Here is a 20,426-nt window from a genome sequence, read left to right on the forward strand (position 1 = left end):
ACCTCCCTCCGATATTCTTTCCCCATTCTATGTGAGCACAAGGGCAAACATGACCAGACGTTGCTTTATTGCGCAACGATGCGGTCTTTGATTCGCGCGAACATTTTGGAGCCGATCCCGGAAACCTTTTGCAGCTCGTCGGAAGAGCGGAAGCGGCCGACTTGGGCGCGGTATTCCAAAATGGCGTTTGCCCGCGCCTCGCCAATCCCCGGCAGGCTCATCAGCTCATCGACCGTAGCGGTGTTGAGATTGAGCGGCTTGGTTGTTGGCACAGCCCCGCCCGCCCCCGCAGCACGGGTACCGCTCGCGGGCACAGGGGAAAGGGGAGGCGCGCCAACTGCCGTGACAGGCCCGCCAGCAGTGCTGCCTTTTGCCGGAATGAAGAGGGCAGTCCCATCTGCTAGCGGCTCAGCCAGATTGATCTGATCGAGGTCCGCTTCCGGCAAGGCGCCGCCAGCCTCCTCGATGGCGTCCGCTACACGCATGCCCGGCGCAAAGCGGTACAGTCCCGGCTTTTTCACCTTGCCCTTTACGTCGACGTAGAGCGGGGGAGGGGCCGACTTCGCCTCAGGCTCTGCTGGCGATTTGGGGTGAGCAGCCGCGGGCTGGCCACGAGCAGGGGCTGGCTCCTGTTTCTGGGGGGCCAAGACGCCCGCTTCCGGCTTCTCGCCAACGCGCTCCCCTTCCGCATAGGCCGGGGAAACGAGCGGCACGCCAACCGTCTCCGTCCGCTTCTCCCCTGGATAGAGCCAAAAGCTGACGGCCAAAAACAAGAGTGCCGCCGCAATCAGGATCAGGCGTCGATGACGTTCCCACCAATCCAAGAGCATAGCAAAAGACCCTCCCTTACCTCGCGTTTGCTTGTGGAATAGAGCTGAAGCATTTCTCTAGTCACAATCTACGAAAAGTAAGAGAGGGTCTGCAAATGATTTTCGCCTCTGTGGCGACCGTCCTAGCCGATGTGCTGCAACGAATTCTTTTTGCGGCGAATGTCTACAGTCGGACTGACGTACGGATCGAACGTATATTTTTGCTCGATAAAGATTTGATGCCAGAGCATGAAGACGAGGATCGTCCAGATTTTGCGACTGTAGTCGGCATTTCCTTCGCGGTGCTCGTCGAGCATGTAGAGCACGTAGGCCTTATTGATCAAATTGTCGACCTTCGATTCGAAAATGAGCTCTTTTGCCCATTTGTAAAACTCGTTTTTCAGCCAGTAACGGGTCGGAACCGGGAAGCCGAGCTTCTTCTTCGACTTGATTTCCGGCGGCAGGAAGTCTTTCATCGCCTCGCGCAGCACATGCTTGGTCGTGCCATTGGCGATCTTGTACTTCGTCGGAATGGTAGCGGCGAATTCGAACACTTTCAGGTCGATGAAAGGAACGCGCAGCTCCAGCGAGTTTGCCATCGTCATTTTGTCGGCTTTCATCAAAATGTTTCCGCGCAGCCAGGTGTGAATGTCCAAATACTGCATTTTGGTCACGTCATCGTACTGCGAAGCGCGCTTGTAAATCTCCTCTGTGATCGTAAACGGCGAGACGTACGATTCGGAACGGGCGATGTCGTCCATGACGACGCGGCGCTTCATCTCTTCGCTGAAGATCAGGGCGTTTCCGAAAAAGCGCTGTTCCACCGTCTTGGAGCCGCGGATGAGGAAGTTTTTGCCTTTTACCTGATCGGGCAGGCGCTGGGCCATGTAGCCGATCGACTGGCGCATCCAACCGGGCATGCCGGAAAACATCTTGAGCGAGCTAGGCTCCCGGTAAATGTTGTACCCGCCGAAAAACTCATCGGCCCCTTCGCCGGACAAGACGACGGTGACATGCTCGCTGGCCATCTGCGCGACGAAGTAGAGCAGGATGGCGGAAGGGTCCGCTACCGGTTCGTCCTGGTGCCAGATGAGGCGCGGCAGTTCATTCATGTACTGCTGGGCGTTGACGACGCGCTCGAAATGCTCCGTGCCCAAAAAGGCGGCCGTCCGCTTCGCGAAATCCAGCTCGCTGTAGCCGGGAATGTCCGAGCCGACGGAGAAAGTTTTCACAGGCTCGAAGGTGCGCAGCATGGCGACGATACTGCTGGAGTCGACGCCGCTGGAAAGAAAAGCGCCGCGCGGAACCTCGCTGATCCGGTGCTTGTCGATGGATTCGAGCATCACGCTGCGCGTCCCTTCCACGAAGTACGAGAACGGCTTGCTCTCGTCCGGTTTGAACTCCACGTCCCAGTAGCGCTCCAGCTTGATCTGGTCGTTCTCGATGATGAACGAATGCGCGGGCGGGATGCGGTATATGCCTTGATACATCGTCTCGGGATCGGGGACGTATTGGAACGTCAAGTAATGATAAAAGCCGTTTTGGTTCACTTCGCGCGTAAAGCCGGGGAGCTCCAGCAGGCTTTTGATCTCGCTGGCGACGCCGATGGAATCGCTCGTTTCCACGTAGTAGAGCGGCTTGATTCCAAAGTGGTCGCGCGCGCCAAACAGCCGTTTTTTGCGCGAGTCGTAAATGGTAAAGCCGAACATCCCGCGCAAGTGCTTGGGTGCGTCCGTTCCCACTTCCTCGTAAAGGTGAAGGATGGTTTCAATATCAGAATCGGTATGAAAGACGTGACCGATGCCTTTTAGCCATTGCTGCAACTCCTTGTAGTTGTACACTTCTCCGTTGCCAATAATCCAGATATCACGTGTTTCGTTAAACAGCGGTTGATGCCCGCCTTCCACGTCAATGATGCTTAAACGACGAAAGCCCAGGGCGATGTTGTCTTCGAGATGAAAACCATCGTCATCTGGACCGCGGTGCAGGATGACACCGGTCATCGCGCTGATCGTTTCTTGCCGAACCGGCATTTGCCGCTTGTTGTAGAGTGATACGATTCCACACATATGAAATGACTCTTCCTCTCACTGGATTGCTCCTGCTAACTCTATCATGTATCGCAAGTTGGCGCAATCTCTTCTGAATGCCCGGCCTTGTGCGCAAAACGGTTGCACCGCCAGGGAAAGTGGACCCTCGTCTCTTCTATTTTTGTCCGCCTGCCACGGGATATACTCTGTGCAGCAAAAGAACAGTTCGACAAAGGGACGGAGGGGGAAACGATGTCGTTATGGTATGCGAGCCTGGCTGTGCTGAGCGGCTTGCTCCTGTCGGCCTATACGCATCCGGTCTGGCTTTTGGGTGCTGCCGGCGTGTGGGCGGCAGCCGCTGCGTTTATTCCGCGCGCCGTGCGAGGCCGCCTCGCTTTTTGCGCCTGTCTCTTTATTCTAGCAGGTCTCTATTTTTATGGGTACGAGATTCTCCAGAGATCGGCCATGAAACCGCTGGCGGAGCAGGAGCGAACCGTATGGGTGCGCGGGGAAATCGCTTCTCGTGTCAAGCGCGATGGCGACGTCGCGCGTTTTTTTGCGGTCGTTCGCGAGTGGCGCGAAGAAGGCGGGAGCAGAGAGCAGCTCGGGATAAACGAAACGATCGTTCTGCGCGTCACATTGAGTACGGCGGAGGAAGCGGCAGCCGCAGAGAAGTGGCGCACAGGAAGCGAGCTTACGGCGCGCGTCCGGCTCAGTCTGCCGCAAGGAGCGCGCAATCCGCATGCCTTTGACTATGCACGCTACTTGCGCTGGCAAGGAGTGCACGTCGTGGGGGAGGCAGCTTTCGGAGAGGTGCGGGTCGAGACGGCTGCCAGCATCCGGGGGAGCTTTCAGCAATGGCAGGAGGCGGGTGCGGAACGGATCGAAGCGTTGTTTGCTGATCGGGAAACGGCCGGGTATATGAAGTCCTTGCTGCTCGGACTCAGTGAAGACGTGACGCCGGAGCTGGAGTCGATGTACGCCACTTTGGGGCTCAGCCACGTTCTCGCGATTTCCGGCCTGCATGTGACGCTGGTTACCTCGATGTTCCTGTGGTGTCTGGACAGGCTGGGAGTAAACCGCAGGTGGGGGTTTGGGGCAACGGTCGTTTTGCTCATCGGATACGTCCTTTTGGTCGGAGCGAGCGCATCGGCTGTCCGTTCCGGCTTGATGGGGGGCGTGGGACTGGTCTGTCAGGTCGCGGGAAAAAAGCTGGATGGAAAAGAAGTCTGGGCGGGTGCCTTGCTGGTCATGCTTGCCGTCCATCCGTATCAGCTGTGGCATGTCGGATTTCAGCTGTCTTTTGCGGTCACACTGGGACTGATTCTGTTTGTCCCGTACAGCTTGCACGTGTTTGTCAGGGTGCCTGTCTGGATCAGGACGCTCGTGGCGGTTACCTTTTCCGCCCAGCTTGTCTCTTTTCCGTTTCTCGTCTATTATTTTCATCAGTTTTCGCCGCTGTCCTGGCTGGTCAACCTCCTGGCTACCCCCGTCCTGTCTCTGCTCGCCCTGCCTCTCGGATACATCGCACTCGTGCTTGCTCTCGTCCATCCGGCGCTTGCGGCTCTTCCTGTCTGGTTCACGACCCGCCTGCTTGGCTGGATACACGACCCGCTGTACGCGTTGGACCAAAAAGTGATTCCATTTACCTACTGGCCGCATCCAACGTGGTGGTGGATGCTCCTGTACGCCTGTTTTCTCGGGATACTGCCGCTTTTGTGGAATCGGGGCTATCACCGAAAACGGGACGTGGCGCTTTGTGCGGCCGTATTTCTCGGGCTTTTGGTTGCGGCACGGCAGCCGTTTGCAGGGAGCGATGAAGTGCGGATTACGTTTCTCGATGTCGGGCAAGGGGATTCCGTCGTTGTCGAAATTGGCAATCAGAAGGTATACTTAATGGATGCAGGTGGGACAATGCGCCATCCGGCAGCGGAACCGTGGATGGAGAAGCGCGATCCTTTTGAAGTAGGCAAGGACGTCGTTCTCCCGTTTCTCATGGCGCGCGGGATCGAAACCATCGATCGCGCCATCATGACCCATGGCGACTTGGACCACATCGGAGGAATGGAAGCGCTGGTTTCCCGCTTTTCGTTTGGCGAGGTACTGGTGAACGGGGATGTGCCGGAAGCGAAGGAAGCGAAGATTCGCGAGCGTTTTCGGCAAAAAGGCGTCCCGATTACGACTGGCACTCCTGGTCAGGTGTGGTCGGATGGACCGGGAATCGAATGGAAATGGCTTCATCCTGGAGAAACGACGCTCCGTGGAAACGATGCATCCGTCGTTCTTCAGCTTACCGCTTACAATCATACGGTTTTGTTCACGGGAGACATCGAACGGAGCGGAGAAGCAGCGCTCGTCCGAAACGGTCTTTCGCCCGTGGATGTATTGAAGGTACCCCACCACGGCAGCAATACTTCCAGCTCCGAGGAGCTGTTGGCGGCGATTGCCCCCAAGGCAGCGGTCATCTCGGCAGGGGCGAACAATCGGTATGGACATCCTGCCGCGAAAGTGCTGCAGCGTTTGGGGACATATGGTACCGCGATTTACCGGACAGATCGGCACGGGGCGATTACGCTGATAATCTCGCCTGCCGGACTGTCTTGGAATACCCAACAATTGGATACATAATCTGGTTGCAACCTTTTTCATGAGCGACCCGTCTGTAGGGGGGAGAGGAGATTATGCAGGAAGCAGAACTGATCAGGCTGGCGCAATCCGGGGATCATGATGCGCTTGTCGAGCTGCTTCGATCCATTGAGACCTCCGTTTACCGAAGCGCTTATTATATTCTGGGAAACGAACAGGACGCGCTCGATGCTGCTCAGGAAGTGCTCATTCGCATTTATCGAAAGCTGGACACCTACCAGGAAAAGGCCAAGTTTTCCACGTGGGTGCAACGCATTGTCAGCAATGTCTGCATGGATAAATTTCGCGCGAAGAAGGAAACGGTCTCAATCGACGAGCATGAGCTGGTCTTGCCTGATCGAAACAACGTAGAAGATGAGATCCTTCTCACCGGGCTGTCGAATGACATCCAGGAAGCCATCGCAAAGCTGCCCAAGCAGCACCGGATGGTCGTAGTACTTCGCTATCTGGAAGATTTTTCCTATCAAGAAATAGCGGAAGCGTTGGATTTGCCGCTTAACACGGTCAAGTCGTATTTGTTTCGGGCTAGGCAACAGTTGCAAGAACTGTTGTGCGACTATCAGAAAGGGGGGATCGGTTGATGACGAACGAAGAGATTTGGGAATGCATGCAGAGGGATCTGGATGGGGATTTGTCCGAGCAAGAGCAGCAGATGCTGCACACCCTCATTCAACAAGATGCTGACCTGCAACTGATGTACAACCGTTTGAAAACTGTGTCGCAAAAATTAGAGCAGTTGCCCCCTGTCGTACCCTCATTCAGCCTTGTAGATTCGATTTTGCCACAGCTGGAACAGGCCGCAGCAAAGCCGGCAGCTGCAAAATCTGCGGCGATTGAGGAATCCTTGCCTACCCTTGCAGTTAAGCGCAAGCCGTCTTCGCTGTCGGAATCGAAAAAATGGAAGCGAATGAAAGTGTGGTTCGCCAGCGTTGGCAGCACGGCTGTTGCAGCCTGCCTGTTGATCGGCATGCTGTTTGCGGGCGGGGACGGAAAGCCGGCGGAGCCAGATCCGTTTCGTCAAGGAGCAGACAGCGCTCCACCACCCGCCGTTGAAGACAACAACGTGGTGTACGGACCGGAAGTTCCTCCTCCCAGCACTCATCCATCTCCATCGAATAAAAAGCAGGAGGGGAACAAGACCGAGGAAGCTCCGTCCAAGAAAAAAACGTCCAAGCCCCCTGTGAAAAACGAGCCAAAATCAACAGTTCAGCCGCCTGTCCACCACAACAGCAACACGATTCCGCCAGCTTCGAAGCCCGCAGTTGCTCCAAAGCCTGTAGTGACAGAGGATAAGCCACCGTCCTTTCCGATCGGACTGGAAGAGAAAACGGACGAAGAAGACAACAACCATGCGCGTGAAAAAGAAGACAGGGATGAAGACGAGGAGAAAGACAGCAAACGAGACAAAAAGAAGGAGCAGGAAAACCGGCAAGAGCGCGATGAATAATCATCGTGCTTCTTTTCCCGCTCCAGGGCAAACGCGTTTTTCAAAAGTGAACTGGCACCACGAAGGGGAGTCTTGCGTAAAGTACAGTATCAAGCACCCCCTGCTTACCGTTTGGGGAGGAGGAATCCCGGGGCTTTTCCCTAAACGTTTACATAGAGGTGCCTATAGATGGAAAAACCGCTACCGCTTTGAACAGGTAGCGGTTTTTTTCGGGGGCGAGCCGGATAAAAAAATTGGCGCAGCCAAGTTTTTGCATGCTATAATGACGCAGACAAGTTGCAAGGAAAGGGAGAGAAACACGCATGCCACTCCTGTCGGCCATTCGGGAAATTCGGCAAAAGCAGTTTTCGCCGCTGTACGTGCTCTTCGGCCCGGAATCGTTTTTAGCCGAGGAGTTTTTGTCGTTGGCCAAAGACGAAATGATCGACCCGTCGTTTCGCGATCTCAACATGAGCGTCTACGATTGTACGGAGACGGGACTCGCGGACATTTTGCAGGACGCGGAGACCTTGCCGTTTTTGGGAGAGCATCGTCTGGTCATTGCCAGACAAGCGTATTTTTTGACGGGGAGCAAGCCGCAGACAAAAGTGGAGAGCGATCCGGATGCGCTGCTCGGATATTTGCAAAACCCCCCTCCGTACACAACGCTGATTTTGCATACAGAAGCCGAAAAGCTGGACGAACGCAAAAAGCTTGTCAAAACGCTACAGCAAAAAGCAAAGGTGATCCCGTTCCCGCTGTTAAAAGACGCGGACTTGTACGGCTGGGTAGAGCGGCGGGCTGAAAAATACCAGGCGCGGATCGGGCGACCGCAGGCGATGAAGCTGGTGGAGCGCGTAGGCCATGAACTGCGGTTGTTGGACAAGGAGCTGGAAAAGCTTGCCTTGTACGTGGGAGCAGGGGCCAGCATCACGGATGAGGTGATCGAGACGCTCGGCGCACGCACCTTGGAGCAGGATGTTTTCGGGCTGATCGAGCAGGTTGCGTCGGGGAAGCTGGACCGGGCGCTGCGGATGATGTACGACTGCATGAAGACGGGCGAGGAGCCGATCAAGCTGCTCGCGCTCTTGGCAAGGCAGTTTCGCATGCTGCTCCACGTCAAGCAGCTCGCGCCGCGCGGTTATTCGCAGCAGCAGATGGCTGGCATGATTAAAATGCATCCGTACGCCGTAAAAAAAGCGATGGAGCAGGCGCGGCATTTTTCCGAGGAGTCGTTAAAGCGGCTTTTGGGGATTCTGGCGGAAGAAGATTTTCGGATGAAGTCCGGTCAGGTGGACAAGCGTCTTGCGCTGGAGCTGTTTGTGGCGCGGGCTCATGCCGAACGGCAAAAAACGACGGGCTAGCGCCAGTGCCCATAAAAAAACCCCAGGAACGTAGTGTTCACGGGGTTTTTTGGTGGTCTCTTAGACGACAGGAGCGCTCAGAACGTTGAGCTTTTTCATCAAACGAGACTTTTGACGGTTTGCTGCGTTTTTATGAATGAGACCTTTCGAAGCGGCCTTGTCCAGCTTTTTCACAGCCACCAGAAGAGTGGATTTCGCCAATGCTACATCAGAAGCGGCGACAGCTTTCTCAAAGCTCTTGATGGAAGTGCGCAGATCAGACTTTTGAGAAGCACGTTGTGCGCGGCGCTTTTCGATTGTTTTGGTGCGTTTAATTGCGGATTTAATGTTTGGCATGTGTGTCACCTCCTTAGACGACCATAGACATACAGTCATACAACAAAGTAATTCTAGCATGGGCAAAGACCATTTGCAAGAAAGGATTCGGAATAAAAATAAAGGATTCAAGCAACCTAGTAGCAGGAAGAAAACGGTCATGGCCGTTTCTCGCGAAGGAGAAGGGAGTCGATGGAACATGGCGCACAACATTGATTTGTCAGGCTACTCGATTCGAACCGATTTGGCCCTAGAGGCGCATGAACTGGCCCGGCAGCAGAACGAAAGCAATATCGAAGGCGTATGGCTGCAAGCCGACGACAGCGAACCGAACATCAAGGTGACCAGGCTGCATGTCCAGACGGAAGAGGCAGGCAAGCGAATCGGCAAGCTGCCCGGTCGCTACCTGACGATGGAAGTGCCCAAGCTGCGCGAAAACGATACTTCTATAGAAGAGCAAGTTGCCAAACGGTTTGCCGTGGAATTTGCCGCTTTTCTGGAGCAAATGGGCATCACCCGGGACCAGAAGGCGCTGATTGTGGGACTGGGCAACTGGAATGTGACCCCGGACGCGCTCGGACCGATGGTGGTGGAAAACTTGCTGATTACGCGCCATCTGTTTCAACTGGCGCCGGAAACGGTGGGAGAAGGCTATCGCGAGGTCAGTGCCATCTCGCCGGGAGTGCTCGGCATTACCGGCATTGAGACGAGCGAGATTGTGTTCGGGGTAGTGGAAAAAAGCAAGCCGGACTTCGTCATCTGCATCGATGCACTCGCTTCCCGCGCTCTGCATCGTGTCAATACGACGATCCAAATATCCGACACAGGGATTCATCCCGGCTCCGGGGTAGGCAACAAGCGCAAGGCGATCGATCAGGCGACGTTGGGAATTCCGGTGATTGCCGTCGGCGTGCCGACCGTCGTGTTTGCCTCGACGATCGTCAATGACGCGATTACGTATTTGCTCGGGCATTTCGGACAGTCCATGGCGGAGAGCAAGCGGGCGTTCAACAAGCTGGCCCTGAGCAGCGTGCCGGAGCGCCGCGAGCCGTATACCGAGGATGATTTGCCTGACCCGGAATCGCGCAAGACGTTTATGGGGCTGGTAGGCTCGCTGCCGGAAGAGGAGAAGCTCCAGCTGATCCACGAGGTGCTTCGGCCGCTCGGACAAGATTTGGTCGTCACGCCAAAAGAAGTGGACGACTTCATCGAGGGAGTGGCCAACGCGATTGCCACCGGGCTGAACCGTTCGCTGCATCAGGCCGTGGACGAGGACAATAGCGCCGCCTACACGCACTAGCGAGGCTGGGCACGAAAAGCGCTAGATTGTGAGAGGACCGCTAGAAAAGGGTTCTATCGTCTCTATGAGGCTCATAGGCTAAAGCATAGACAAGCGTGAGAGAGAGCAGAGCGCTTCGTCCATGCAACAGCCAGAGGAGTGAGACAGATGGCGACCCTAATCCAACGCCAATTCGCAGTTCTTTCATTCATAACCGCTTTTTTGTTCGTCATGACGGGTGTGTTGTCGCTGGGAGGAAATCGTGTCGCGATCACCTCCTCCGCCATCCAGCAGGCGGCCTCGCATATATCCAGTCTGGCGATTTTAAGCTGGATGGGGCAGGAGATCCCGGCTCTGTCCGCTACCGTGCAAGCTTCGTCCGATGCCAGATCCAACAGCGTGACAGGCTTTCTTTTTCAACTGGCGACCAATATCCAGCCCGGCGATTTGCGCAGCCTGCTCGGCAGAGAACTGCCCGGAATGGTGACGACGGAAGATGCGCGGTTTGTCGTCCAGGGAAAAGGAGCGACGCTCGCTGACTTTTACGTCGAGTACCCTGCCCATCCGAAGCAGGTGGCGGACACGTCCCAGCTCGTGCCCGTCGTGGAGCCGCAAGAACAGGCGGCCGCAAAACCCGCGGAGGAAAAACCCGCTCCTGCGGCGAAGCCGGCCACGACGAACGGCAAAAAAATCGTCTTCGTCTACAATTCGCACAACCGCGAATCGTGGTTTAGCGAAACAAAGCCGATCGGCACTTCCGTCGATCATCCCACCCAAAACATTTCTCTTGTCAGCCAACGTCTCAGCGAAGCGCTGAACGAGCGGGGCATCGGCGCGGATGTGAGCAAGGACGATATTTACCAGCAGCTTTTGAACAAAAAGATGGATTACGCGCTGTCCTACGCGCAATCGCTCCAGGTAGTGAAAGCCGCTGTCGAAAAGAACCGGGAGCTGCACTACTTCTTCGACCTGCACCGCGATACGGCTCCGCGTGATCGCACGACCGTGACGATCAAGGGAAAAACGTATGCACGCGTCATGTTTGTCATCGGCAAGCGGAACAAAAGCCACGAGAAGAACGAGGCGTTTGCCACCGAACTGCACCAGCTGATGGAAAAGATGTACCCCGAGCTGTCGCGCGGCGTGATGGAAAAAGGGGCAAAAACCGATCATGGCGAGTATAACCAGTCCATCTCTCCGGGAAGCCTGTTAATGGAAATAGGCGGCACGGAAAACACCTTGCAGGAGAGTTTGAATACGGCGGAGGCATTGGCCGATGTCTTTGCCGCTTATTACCTGCAGGCGGAAAAGGTAGGCAAAACAGTAACGGAAGAGCCTGCGAAGAGGTGATGGGCATGAACGTGACGGTGAAACTGACAGGTCTTTTGATCATCTTGCTGGTCGGCGTGGTGATCGGTCTGCAAACGGCGGAGCGGGGAATTTCCAAGGTGAGCGGAGTGCCCGAAGAAAACGCACAGACGTTTTACATCAAAAAAGTGGATCAGGGGCAGATGGAAATTGCGGTGCTGGGCAAGCAGGTGCAGACGGCAGCGCCGGAAAAAATGGTCAATTACGTGAGCCGCGTAGGCTTGACGTTGGGCGACAGTATCAAAAACGGCGCGCAAATGTTTGTCGATTGGGTAGGGAGTTTTTTCGAACCGTAGATTTTGTTTACGCGCAAAAAGAAGGGGGGCACAAAGCCTCCGTGACAAAAGACCCGCCAGAGCGGGTCTTTTAAGTGTGGCCGGCTGGCGGGGGAGGAGGGGCGCCGCATGCTGCAACGCAGGCGGGGGCTTGCGCTTCGTGCCGCAAACGGAATGGTGGCAAGGGAAAGAGGGGAGAAATCGAGTAGTCAGTAAAAATGAAATAGTTAGAATTTGTTGTGTTGCCAAAAAATTGTATTAATGGCATAATGTCTACTGATAGATCTTTTTCTACTGAATATGTCGGTAAGAGAGGTGAGCCACGTGTCGCATCCTGTCCTGCAAATCGAAAACCTGCAAACGCACTTTTTCACGGACCGCGGCCAAATCCCTGCCGTTGACGGCGTGACGATCACGGTTAACAAAGGAGAAGTAGTCGGCATCGTAGGCGAGTCTGGCTGCGGGAAAAGCGTTACGTCCCTGTCAGTCATGCGGCTGGTGCCGAATCCACCCGGAAAAATCGTCGGGGGCAAAATCAAGTTCAAAGGGGAAGACCTCGTAACAGCCGATGAAAAGCGGATGAGAAGCATCCGCGGAAATGAAATCGCGATGATCTTCCAGGAACCGATGACATCGCTCAATCCTGTTTTTACGATCGGGAATCAGATTGGCGAAGCGGTTCGATTACATACGAAGGCTAGTAAAAAGGAGTCGCGGGCGCGCGCGATCGAGATGCTGAAAAAGGTAGGGATCCCGCGAGCCGAAGCGATTGTGGATGAATACCCGCACCAGCTCTCCGGCGGGATGCGCCAGCGGGTCATGATTGCCATGGCCATGGCCTGTAACCCGGAGCTGCTGATTGCGGACGAGCCTACGACGGCGCTCGACGTGACCATTCAGGCGCAAATTCTCGATCTGATGCGCCAGCTCAACGAAAAGGCGCAGACGGCCATTTTGCTCATTACGCACGATCTGGGCGTAGTGGCGGAGATGTGTCACCGCGTCGTGGTCATGTACGCGGGCAATGTCATCGAGGAGGGAGACGTCCGCACGATTTTGAAAAAGCCCAAGCATCCGTACACAAAAGGATTGCTCCAATCCTTGCCCAAGCTGGAAGAGTCGCGGGAGAGGCTCTACTCCATCCCGGGGAACGTGCCGATTCCAGGCTCGCTTACGGTCGGATGCCGCTTTGCCCCCCGCTGCGAGCAGGCGACAGATCTGTGCCGCAGCGAAATGCCGCAGCTAAAAGCAGTCGGGGACAATCATCTGTCCCGTTGCTGGCTGAGCGAATAACCCGAGAGGAGCATGCCCGTTGACAGAAGAACTGCTCGTCGTAAAAAACCTGAAAAAATATTATCCCATCACAGGCGGCATCCTGGGCGGGGAAGTAGGCGTCGTGAAGGCGGTAGACGATGTTTCGTTTACGGTCAAGCGCGGGGAGACACTGGGACTGGTCGGAGAGAGCGGCTGTGGCAAGTCGACGACCGGGCGATCGCTTTTGCGGCTGATCGAGCCGACTGCGGGTGAAGTGACGTTTGATGGCGTGAACGTGACCGCGCTTTCAGCGGAGGAGATGCGCAAAATGCGCCGCGATATGCAAATCGTTTTCCAGGACCCGTTCGCTTCCCTGAATCCTCGTCACAATATTGAGAAGATTCTGGAAGAACCGCTGGTCGTTCACGGGATCGGAACGAGTGCCGAACGCAAACGAAAAGTACGGGAAATGCTGGAGGTCGTGGGGCTGAGCAGCTATCACGCCAGGCGTTATCCGCACCAGTTCAGCGGAGGGCAGCGCCAGCGGATCGGAATTGCCCGGGCGCTCATGCTCAATCCGAAGCTGATTGTGGCCGATGAGCCTGTATCTGCGCTCGATGTGTCCATTCAGTCGCAAGTGCTCAATCTCATGCAAGATTTGCAGCGAGAGATGGGCCTCACCTACTTGTTCATTGCCCATGACCTGAGTGTCGTGCGGCATATCAGTGATCGGGTGGGCGTGATGTACCTCGGCCGGATCGTGGAATTGACCACGAGCAGCCAGCTTTACACGAATCCGCTCCATCCGTATACCAAAGCTTTGCTGTCTGCCGTGCCGACGCCGGACCCCGACGCTGTACGGGAGCGGGTGATTTTGCAAGGAGACGTGCCAAGCCCTGCGAATCCGCCCGGCGGCTGTACGTTCCATACGCGCTGTCCGCATGTGACAGAGGAATGCCGCTCTGTTCGTCCCGCTTTTCGGGATGTGGGCAACGGGCACTTTGTGGCTTGTCATTTGTACAAGCAGTAAACCGTGCCGGGGGTGTCCGCCTGCTGACATGGATGCCTTGTTAAAGGGGGGATGCGAGGCAGGAGCGTCAAGAGTGACCACCTATCCAAGTAACATGTTTTCACTTTAGTAGAGGGGGATGTTTTCATGAAGAAGAGAGTTCTCTCCGCAGCCATGACCAGCCTGTTGGCGCTGGCCATGTTGCTTGCCGGGTGCAGCGGTTCGCAAACGACACAAGGGCAGGCAGAACAGCCAAAAACAGAAACGCCGGCATCCGAGCCAGCGAAATCGGGCCCCAAGCAATTGATCGTGGGTCGCGGCGGCGACTCCGTAGGTCTCGATCCGATTGCCCAGACCGATGGCGAATCGTTCAAGGTGACGGAAAACATTTTCGACACCCTGGTCGGCTATGCGGAAGATAGCACAGAGGTAGTGCCTTCCCTGGCGGAGAAGTGGGAAATCTCGCCGGATGGACTGACGTACACGTTCCACCTGCGCAGCGGCGTGAAGTTCCACGACGGCACGGATTTCAATGCGGAAGCGGTCAAATGGAACTTCGAGCGCTGGAGCGACAAGAACCATCCGCAGCATAACAAGGAAGGCTTCGAATACTACAACGACATGTTCGGCGGCTACAAAGGCGACGAAACCCACGTCATCAAGAGTGTAGAAGCCGTTGACGCGCAAACGGTGAAATTCACCCTGAATCGCCCGCTTGCTCCGTTCATTCAAAACCTGGGCATGTCCTGCTTCGCCATTGCCTCTCCTAAAGCGGTGCAGGAGATGGGACCTGAGAAGTTCAACGAAAATCCGGTAGGAACCGGGCCGTTCAAGTTCAAAGAGTGGAAGCGCAACGACACGATTACGCTGGAGAAAAACCCGGACTATTGGAACGCTGGCTACCCTAAGCTCGACAAGCTGGTGTTCAAGGTCATTCCGGAAAATACCGCTCGTCTGACCGCGCTGACCTCCGGGGAGATCGACTTGATGGACGGCCTGAACCCGGATGACGCGGAAACGGTGAAAGGCAACAGCGATCTGCAACTGATCCTGCGTCCGTCCATGAACATCGGTTTTGTCGGCTTTAACGTCGAGAAAAAGCCGCTGGACAATCCGAAAGTTCGCGAAGCGCTCGCCTATGCGATCAACAAACCGGCGATCATCGAAGCGTTTTTCGCCGGACTGGGACAACCGGCTGTGAACCCGATGCCGCCTTCCATCTGGGGGCACAACAGCAACATCAAGGATCGTGAGTACAACATCGACAAGGCGAAGCAGCTTCTGGCGGAAGCCGGCTTCCCGAACGGCTTCAAAATCAAGTTCTGGGCGATGCCAGTTGCTCGTCCGTACATGCCGGATGGCGTGAAAATTGCCGAGGCCATTCAGCAAGATCTGAAAAAGATTGGCGTAGAAGCAGAAATCGTCACGATGGAATGGGCGGCGTATCTGGACAAAACCAAGGTAGGCGAGCAGGAAATGTTCCTCTTGGGCTGGACGGGCGACAACGGAGACCCGGACAACTTCCTGGCGACCTTGCTGGATAAAAACAACATCGGCGGCAACAACCGTACACGCTGGGCCAATGAAGAAGCGCACAAGCTCTTGATGGCAGCCCAGTCTGCAACGACGAAGGAAGAGCGTGAGAAGCTGTATCTGCAAGTGCAGGAAATCATTTTCAAGGACGTGCCGCTGGTGCCGCTGGCTCACTCTACGCCAGCGCTGGCAGCCAAGGCAAACGTAATCAACTACAAGCCGCATCCAAAAGGCTCCGAAAGCCTGGAGAAGGTTGACTTGAAGTAATATCCGCATGGATTCGATGAGCAAGCAGGGTAAGAGGAGCGACCCTCTTCTTGCCCTTTCTTTCTTCCTATTCCGTCATTATTTTTGGTAAGGAAAGCGAGGAGATGGCGTTGCTATCCTACAGCATCCGAAGAATTCTTATGCTCATCCCCGTTCTACTGGGCATGTCCATCGTCGTATTTTCCATCATACGCGCCATCCCAGGTGATCCGGCTCTGACCATATTGGGAGAGAAAGCAAGTCCAAAAGCGATTGAAGATTTACGGGAAGTTTTAGGGTTGAACAATCCGTGGTACGTGCAATATGTGGACTATTTGAAGCAAATTCTCACCGGAGATCTGGGGGTTTCCCTGCATTCCGGAGCCAGCATCACGCAAGAAATCGGCCCGTATTTGGCCGCCACCACTGAGCTGACGATTGTCAGCATGCTGTTCGCTGTCATCATCGGGGTGAACGCAGGAATCTTGTCCGCGTGGAAACAAAACTCTTGGTTTGACTACTGTGCGATGCTGATTGCCTTGATTGGTGTTTCCATGCCCATTTTTTGGCTAGGTTTGATGGAGCAGTGGTTCTTTGCGCAAGAACTGAAATGGCTGCCATCCGTTGGTCGCGACAATTCGCGTAATCCTGTAGAGGCCATTACGCACTTCTATATACTGGACACCATTATGGCTGGACGGTGGGATCAGCTGTGGGAGGTCATCAAGCATTTGATCCTGCCGGGAGTGGCTTTGGGGACGATTCCGATGGCGATTATCGCCCGGATTACCCGTTCGAGCATGCTGGAAGTGATGCGTGCCGATTACGTGCGGACCGCCCGGGCAAAAGGCTTGGCGCAGTTTTGGGTCGTGTACAAGCACGCGCTGAAAAATGCAATGATTCCCGTTCTCACGGTGATCGGCCTGCAAACCGGCTTGCTTTTGGGCGGAGCGGTGCTGACCGAAACGATTTTTGGCTGGCCGGGCGTCGGCCGCTACATTTTCACGGCGATTGGCAACCGGGACTATCCGGTGATTCAATCCGGTATCTTGGTGATCGCTACGATTTTTGTCTTGATTAATCTTCTGGTCGACCTTCTGTACGCTTATATCGATCCGCGCATTAAATACCGCTAGGGGAGGGACGATGAGACATGGCAGAGACACAAGTACAGACAGTATCCCTGAGAGTAAAAGAGGAAGAAGTTGTCTCTCCTTGGCGGGAAGCTTGGAGAGCGTTGCGCAAAAACAAGCTCGCGATGGCGGGGCTGGCGATCATTCTGTTTTTTGTGACAGTAGCCGTCTTTGCGCCAGTGATTGCTCCGTACCCGTACGATGAGGGAGAACTGGTGATGAAAAACAAGCCGCCGTCCGAGGAGCATTGGTTTGGGACGGATTACAACGGGCGGGATGTGTTCAGCCGCGTCGTTTACGGCGCACGCATCTCCTTGTGGGTCGGGACCTTCTCGGTGATCGGCTCCGTCGTGGCTGGCACGATTTTGGGTCTGTTGGCGGGCTTTTACGGCAGATGGATCGATACCGTCATCTCTCGCGTGTTTGATATTATGCTGGCGTTTCCGAGCATTCTATTGGCGATTGCGATCGTCGCCATCTTGGGGCCTTCCCTGCAAAATGCGCTGCTGGCCATTGCCATCATCAATATCCCGACCTTTGGGCGTCTCGTGCGTTCGCGCGTACTCAGCCTGAAGGAAGAGGAGTTCGTCATGGCGGCGCGCGCCATCGGGATGAAGGATTCGCGCATTCTCATGCAGCACATCTTGCCAAACAGCCTGGCGCCGATCATCGTGACAGGCACGATGGGGATTGCCACCGCGATTATTGAAGCGGCAGCGCTCGGCTTCCTGGGCCTCGGTGCCCAAGCGCCGGAGCCGGAGTGGGGCAAAATGCTCTCCGATTCCCGCCAGTACATTCAGAAGGCGCCGTGGACGGTCATTTTTCCGGGGCTGTCGATCATGCTGACCGTTCTCGGCTTTAACCTGATCGGAGACGGGATGCGGGATGCGCTTGACCCGCGGATGAAAAACTAGCGTGCGATCACAGGGGCAAAACGGGCAAACGGGGAAGGCAGTCCGTTTGCCTCTTTTTTTGTTCCGTCCCGCTCTTCTTTTTTGGGGAAAGAAATGGTATTCTCGAGGAAGAATCTTGTCGAAAGCGAAGGTGACGCAGGTGTATTTGGAGCGCATTTCGAAACTGCACAATTTTTTGACCAAGCAACAGCTCGACGCGGCAGTCATCACCTCTCCCAAGCACGTTTCCTATTTGACCGGCTTTTTTACCGATCCGCACGAACGGTTTATGGGGCTGATTGTTCCGGCCCAGGGCGACCCATCCCTGATCGTTCCCGCCCTTGACCGCGAAGCGGCACAAGCGGCTTCGACTGTTCAGACGATTCACACACATACGGATATTGAGAATCCGTACGAGCTGCTCAAGCGCGTATTGCCAGCGAACCTGAAGAAGCTGGGTATCGAAAAAAGCCACATGACCGTAGAGCGTTACGAGGCGATCGGACAAGTTGTCTGTGCAGAGAGCTACGTGGATGTGGAAGAGCCGCTCCGCGAAATGCGCCTGATGAAAACGCCGGATGAAGTGGCCCGTATAAAAAAGGCGGTACAATTGATTGAAGATACACTCCGCGAGACGCTGAAAACATTCCGAATCGGCCAGACCGAACAGGAAATCGTCGCGGAGCTGGAATACCAGATGAAGCGTCTGGGAGCGGACGGCCCGTCTTTTTCCACGATGGTTTTGGCGGGGGAAAAGTCGGCCTTGCCGCACGGAACACCTGGTTCGCGCAAGGTGCAGGAAGGCGATTTGCTCCTGTTTGACATCGGGGTAGCAGCGGACGGCTACGTTTCCGATATTACCCGTACGTTTGCGGTCGGCCAGATCAGCGAGCAACTGCGCGACATATACGAAACGGTGCTGGCAGCGAACGAGGCGGCGATTGCCGAGGTGCGTCCAGGGGTGACGTTTGCCCATCTCGACCAGACCGCGCGCGACGTTATTACTGCAAAAGGCTACGGCGACTATTTCATTCACCGTCTGGGGCACGGCCTCGGAATGGACGTGCACGAATATCCGTCCGTACATGGGCAAAACCAGGAAACGCTGCGCCCAGGCATGGTCTTCACGATTGAACCGGGGGTGTACGTGCCGGGAGTAGGCGGCGTGCGCATCGAGGACGATGTGGTGGTCACCGAAACGGGCGTGGACGTGCTGAGCCAGTTCCCGAAGACACTGACGGTGATCGGATAAGTTTTTCCCGATGACAATTGGATAGCAATCTGATGGTGCTGCCCGGAATCGCTTGGTTCCGCCAGCTTAAAAGGGAAGTCCGGTGAAAATCCGGCGCGGTCCCGCCACTGTAACGAGGAGTGTCCGGCCAAAAAGCCACTGTTTTTCGCGCGACGAAAAATGGGAAGGCGGCTGGGGACGATGATTCGTAAGCCAGGAGACCTGCCATGAGATGATGTGCAATCGACCCACGAGGATGGGACAGATGTGGAAGCAGACCAGGAACAGGCGCTGTAGCAGCGCTGATTCTATAGGTATGCCTGCGTATGTCGAGCACCTCCCGATTGGAAAACTGGGGGGTGCTTTTTTCTATGAACACCCCCGTGGCAGTCGAGGCTGGGAAAGGGGTGATGCAGCTGTCGAGTTGCCAAACAAGCAGGCTCTCTGTATAGTAAAGTTGTAATTCGTATTCATTACGATTTACATAACGCTTCATTTTCAGCATGCCAACAACAAAAGAAGAGGGGTTACCAGATGAGTGCAATCCGTATGAGAAAAAAAGCTTTCCACGCTTTCGGGATGGCTGCGCTGACAGCGATCCTGCTGCTTTTGTCCGCATGTGGCTCTACAGCACCTGCTGCGACCGAATCCACGGGGGCGAATGCTGGCTCGGAGCAAACGGCCCAGCCTGCTGCTGACAACAAGCCCGTCACGATTGTGACCAACGGAATCGAGATGACGTACCCGGAAGCGCCCAAACGCGCTGTCACGATGAACCAGCACGTAACCGAAGTCATGCTCGCGCTGGGTCTGGCTGACAAAATGGTCGGAACCGCGTACCTGGACGACCACATTTTGCCTGAGCTGAAAGCCGATTACGACAAGGTGCCTGTCCTGTCCGACAAGTATCCGACCAAAGAGGTGCTTTTGGCCGCAAACCCTGATTTCGTTTACGCAGGCTGGAAAAGCGCATTTGGCGACAAAGGCGTCGGCTCGATGGAGGATCTGGAAAAAATGGGGATCAAATCGTACCTGCAAGAGTCCTCGAACAAGCCGGGTCCGACGATTGACGACGTGTTCGCGGATATTCGAAACATCGGCCGCATTTTCCGTGTAGAAGACAGAGCGAACGAACTGATTGGCAAAATGAAAGCGGAAATCGAGCAAACCGTAAGCAAAATCGGCAAGGTGGACAAGCCGCTGAACGTATTCGTGTACGACAGCGGAGAAGACCAGCCGTTGACCGCTGCCAACAACTACATGACGGCCCTGATTCACGCGGCAGGCGGCAAAAACGTGTTCGACGACATTCAAAAAGGCTGGGCGACCGTCAGCTGGGAAGAAGTCGTGAACCGCAAGCCGGACGTCATCGTCGTGGTCGACTACGGCGACAAAACCATCGAGCAAAAACAAAACTTCCTGTTGTCCAAAAAGGAACTGGCTGACGTGCCAGCGATCCAGAACAAGCGTCTGATCGTGCTGCCGTTGTCCGCAGCGTCCGAAGGGGTCCGCGCCCCCATCGCGCTGAAAATTCTCGCGGAAGGTCTGTACCCGGATACATTCCAATTAAGAAGCGGCTGCTAAGAGAAGGAGGGAACGGCCCTGCACAAGATCA

The 20,426-nt window shown here is 55.4% G+C and carries 17 protein-coding genes and 1 riboswitch; of the genes, 14 read left to right on the top strand and 3 right to left on the bottom strand.

Annotated elements, in window-relative coordinates; all coding sequences use genetic code 11:
• Positions 1 to 65: 65 nt before the first annotated feature.
• Positions 66 to 830: a helix-hairpin-helix domain-containing protein gene (locus ACTHO6_RS01105; protein ID WP_440238465.1), complete on the bottom strand. Its 765-nt coding sequence runs from the start codon at positions 828 to 830 to the stop codon at positions 66 to 68.
• A gap of 122 nt (positions 831 to 952) precedes the next feature.
• On the bottom strand, positions 953 to 2,878 hold the full coding sequence (asnB, locus tag ACTHO6_RS01110; RefSeq protein ID WP_440238467.1) for an asparagine synthase (glutamine-hydrolyzing): 1,926 nt from the start codon (positions 2,876 to 2,878) through the stop codon (positions 953 to 955).
• 213 nt (positions 2,879 to 3,091) lie between these two features.
• Between asnB and ACTHO6_RS01115 the strand changes: the two genes are divergently transcribed.
• The 4 genes from ACTHO6_RS01115 to holA all read left to right on the top strand — a co-directional run bounded on the left by ACTHO6_RS01115 (position 3,092) and on the right by holA (position 8,275).
• Positions 3,092 to 5,467 (top strand): DNA internalization-related competence protein ComEC/Rec2, encoded by a 2,376-nt coding sequence (locus ACTHO6_RS01115; protein WP_440238469.1) that lies wholly within the window; start codon positions 3,092 to 3,094, stop codon positions 5,465 to 5,467.
• A gap of 53 nt (positions 5,468 to 5,520) precedes the next feature.
• A complete protein-coding gene (locus ACTHO6_RS01120) occupies positions 5,521 to 6,066 on the top strand; it encodes an RNA polymerase sigma factor (protein WP_440238471.1) in 546 nt (181 codons plus the stop codon).
• On the top strand, positions 6,066 to 6,932 hold the full coding sequence (locus ACTHO6_RS01125; RefSeq protein ID WP_440238473.1) for a hypothetical protein: 867 nt from the start codon (positions 6,066 to 6,068) through the stop codon (positions 6,930 to 6,932). Before ACTHO6_RS01120 ends, ACTHO6_RS01125 begins: the two co-directional genes overlap by 1 nt.
• A gap of 302 nt (positions 6,933 to 7,234) precedes the next feature.
• Entirely contained in the window at positions 7,235 to 8,275 is a 1,041-nt protein-coding gene (gene holA, locus ACTHO6_RS01130; protein ID WP_440238475.1) for a DNA polymerase III subunit delta, read from the top strand.
• A 60-nt stretch (positions 8,276 to 8,335) separates the two neighbouring features.
• Here holA and rpsT read toward each other — a convergent pair whose 3' ends face one another.
• The gene (rpsT, locus tag ACTHO6_RS01135) at positions 8,336 to 8,611 is read right to left on the bottom strand and encodes a 30S ribosomal protein S20 (protein ID WP_440238477.1); all 276 of its coding nucleotides are present in this window, start codon (positions 8,609 to 8,611) and stop codon (positions 8,336 to 8,338) included.
• 178 nt (positions 8,612 to 8,789) lie between these two features.
• Between rpsT and gpr the strand changes: the two genes are divergently transcribed.
• From gpr to ACTHO6_RS01185, 10 genes are all read left to right on the top strand, one after another.
• On the top strand, positions 8,790 to 9,890 hold the full coding sequence (gpr, locus tag ACTHO6_RS01140) for a GPR endopeptidase (protein WP_440238479.1): 1,101 nt from the start codon (positions 8,790 to 8,792) through the stop codon (positions 9,888 to 9,890).
• A gap of 147 nt (positions 9,891 to 10,037) precedes the next feature.
• A complete protein-coding gene (gene spoIIP / locus ACTHO6_RS01145; protein WP_440238481.1) occupies positions 10,038 to 11,219 on the top strand; it encodes a stage II sporulation protein P in 1,182 nt (393 codons plus the stop codon).
• Positions 11,220 to 11,224: 5 nt separating this feature from the next.
• Positions 11,225 to 11,533 (top strand): DUF3679 domain-containing protein, encoded by a 309-nt coding sequence (locus ACTHO6_RS01150; RefSeq protein ID WP_440238483.1) that lies wholly within the window; start codon positions 11,225 to 11,227, stop codon positions 11,531 to 11,533.
• A gap of 303 nt (positions 11,534 to 11,836) precedes the next feature.
• Positions 11,837 to 12,805, top strand: a complete 969-nt coding sequence (locus ACTHO6_RS01155; protein ID WP_440238485.1) for an ABC transporter ATP-binding protein — start codon at positions 11,837 to 11,839, stop codon at positions 12,803 to 12,805.
• Between the two features lie 19 nt (positions 12,806 to 12,824).
• Positions 12,825 to 13,796 carry an ABC transporter ATP-binding protein gene (locus ACTHO6_RS01160; protein WP_440238487.1) on the top strand — a complete coding sequence of 324 codons (972 nt, stop codon included), beginning with the start codon at positions 12,825 to 12,827 and terminating at the stop codon, positions 13,794 to 13,796.
• A 126-nt stretch (positions 13,797 to 13,922) separates the two neighbouring features.
• The gene (locus tag ACTHO6_RS01165; protein WP_440238489.1) at positions 13,923 to 15,575 is read left to right on the top strand and encodes an ABC transporter substrate-binding protein; all 1,653 of its coding nucleotides are present in this window, start codon (positions 13,923 to 13,925) and stop codon (positions 15,573 to 15,575) included.
• 104 nt (positions 15,576 to 15,679) lie between these two features.
• Positions 15,680 to 16,690: an ABC transporter permease gene (locus ACTHO6_RS01170; RefSeq protein ID WP_440238491.1), complete on the top strand. Its 1,011-nt coding sequence runs from the start codon at positions 15,680 to 15,682 to the stop codon at positions 16,688 to 16,690.
• 17 nt (positions 16,691 to 16,707) lie between these two features.
• On the top strand, positions 16,708 to 17,601 hold the full coding sequence (locus ACTHO6_RS01175) for an ABC transporter permease (RefSeq protein ID WP_440238493.1): 894 nt from the start codon (positions 16,708 to 16,710) through the stop codon (positions 17,599 to 17,601).
• A 139-nt stretch (positions 17,602 to 17,740) separates the two neighbouring features.
• Positions 17,741 to 18,832, top strand: a complete 1,092-nt coding sequence (locus ACTHO6_RS01180; protein WP_440239387.1) for a M24 family metallopeptidase — start codon at positions 17,741 to 17,743, stop codon at positions 18,830 to 18,832.
• Positions 18,833 to 18,848: 16 nt separating this feature from the next.
• Positions 18,849 to 19,055, top strand: a riboswitch (cobalamin riboswitch).
• A 290-nt stretch (positions 19,056 to 19,345) separates the two neighbouring features.
• On the top strand, positions 19,346 to 20,395 hold the full coding sequence (locus tag ACTHO6_RS01185; protein ID WP_440238495.1) for an ABC transporter substrate-binding protein: 1,050 nt from the start codon (positions 19,346 to 19,348) through the stop codon (positions 20,393 to 20,395).
• Positions 20,396 to 20,426: the final 31 nt, after the last annotated feature.

The sequence above is a fragment of the Brevibacillus sp. SAFN-007a genome (assembly GCF_051967035.1).
Classification (GTDB): Bacteria; Bacillota; Bacilli; order Brevibacillales; family Brevibacillaceae; genus Brevibacillus.

What these genes read in the sequence shown, in the direction of transcription:
- ACTHO6_RS01105 (WP_440238465.1), bottom strand. Translation starts at nt 830, where the DNA reads ATGCTCTTGGATTGGTGGGAACGTCATCGACGCCTGATCCTGATTGCG.
- asnB (WP_440238467.1), bottom strand. Translation starts at nt 2,878, where the DNA reads ATGTGTGGAATCGTATCACTCTACAACAAGCGGCAAATGCCGGTTCGG.
- ACTHO6_RS01115 (WP_440238469.1), top strand. Translation starts at nt 3,092, where the DNA reads ATGTCGTTATGGTATGCGAGCCTGGCTGTGCTGAGCGGCTTGCTCCTG.
- ACTHO6_RS01120 (WP_440238471.1), top strand. Translation starts at nt 5,521, where the DNA reads ATGCAGGAAGCAGAACTGATCAGGCTGGCGCAATCCGGGGATCATGAT.
- ACTHO6_RS01125 (WP_440238473.1), top strand. Translation starts at nt 6,066, where the DNA reads ATGACGAACGAAGAGATTTGGGAATGCATGCAGAGGGATCTGGATGGG.
- holA (WP_440238475.1), top strand. Translation starts at nt 7,235, where the DNA reads ATGCCACTCCTGTCGGCCATTCGGGAAATTCGGCAAAAGCAGTTTTCG.
- rpsT (WP_440238477.1), bottom strand. Translation starts at nt 8,611, where the DNA reads ATGCCAAACATTAAATCCGCAATTAAACGCACCAAAACAATCGAAAAG.
- gpr (WP_440238479.1), top strand. Translation starts at nt 8,790, where the DNA reads ATGGCGCACAACATTGATTTGTCAGGCTACTCGATTCGAACCGATTTG.
- spoIIP (WP_440238481.1), top strand. Translation starts at nt 10,038, where the DNA reads ATGGCGACCCTAATCCAACGCCAATTCGCAGTTCTTTCATTCATAACC.
- ACTHO6_RS01150 (WP_440238483.1), top strand. Translation starts at nt 11,225, where the DNA reads ATGAACGTGACGGTGAAACTGACAGGTCTTTTGATCATCTTGCTGGTC.
- ACTHO6_RS01165 (WP_440238489.1), top strand. Translation starts at nt 13,923, where the DNA reads ATGAAGAAGAGAGTTCTCTCCGCAGCCATGACCAGCCTGTTGGCGCTG.
- ACTHO6_RS01170 (WP_440238491.1), top strand. Translation starts at nt 15,680, where the DNA reads ATGGCGTTGCTATCCTACAGCATCCGAAGAATTCTTATGCTCATCCCC.
- ACTHO6_RS01175 (WP_440238493.1), top strand. Translation starts at nt 16,708, where the DNA reads ATGGCAGAGACACAAGTACAGACAGTATCCCTGAGAGTAAAAGAGGAA.
- ACTHO6_RS01185 (WP_440238495.1), top strand. Translation starts at nt 19,346, where the DNA reads ATGAGTGCAATCCGTATGAGAAAAAAAGCTTTCCACGCTTTCGGGATG.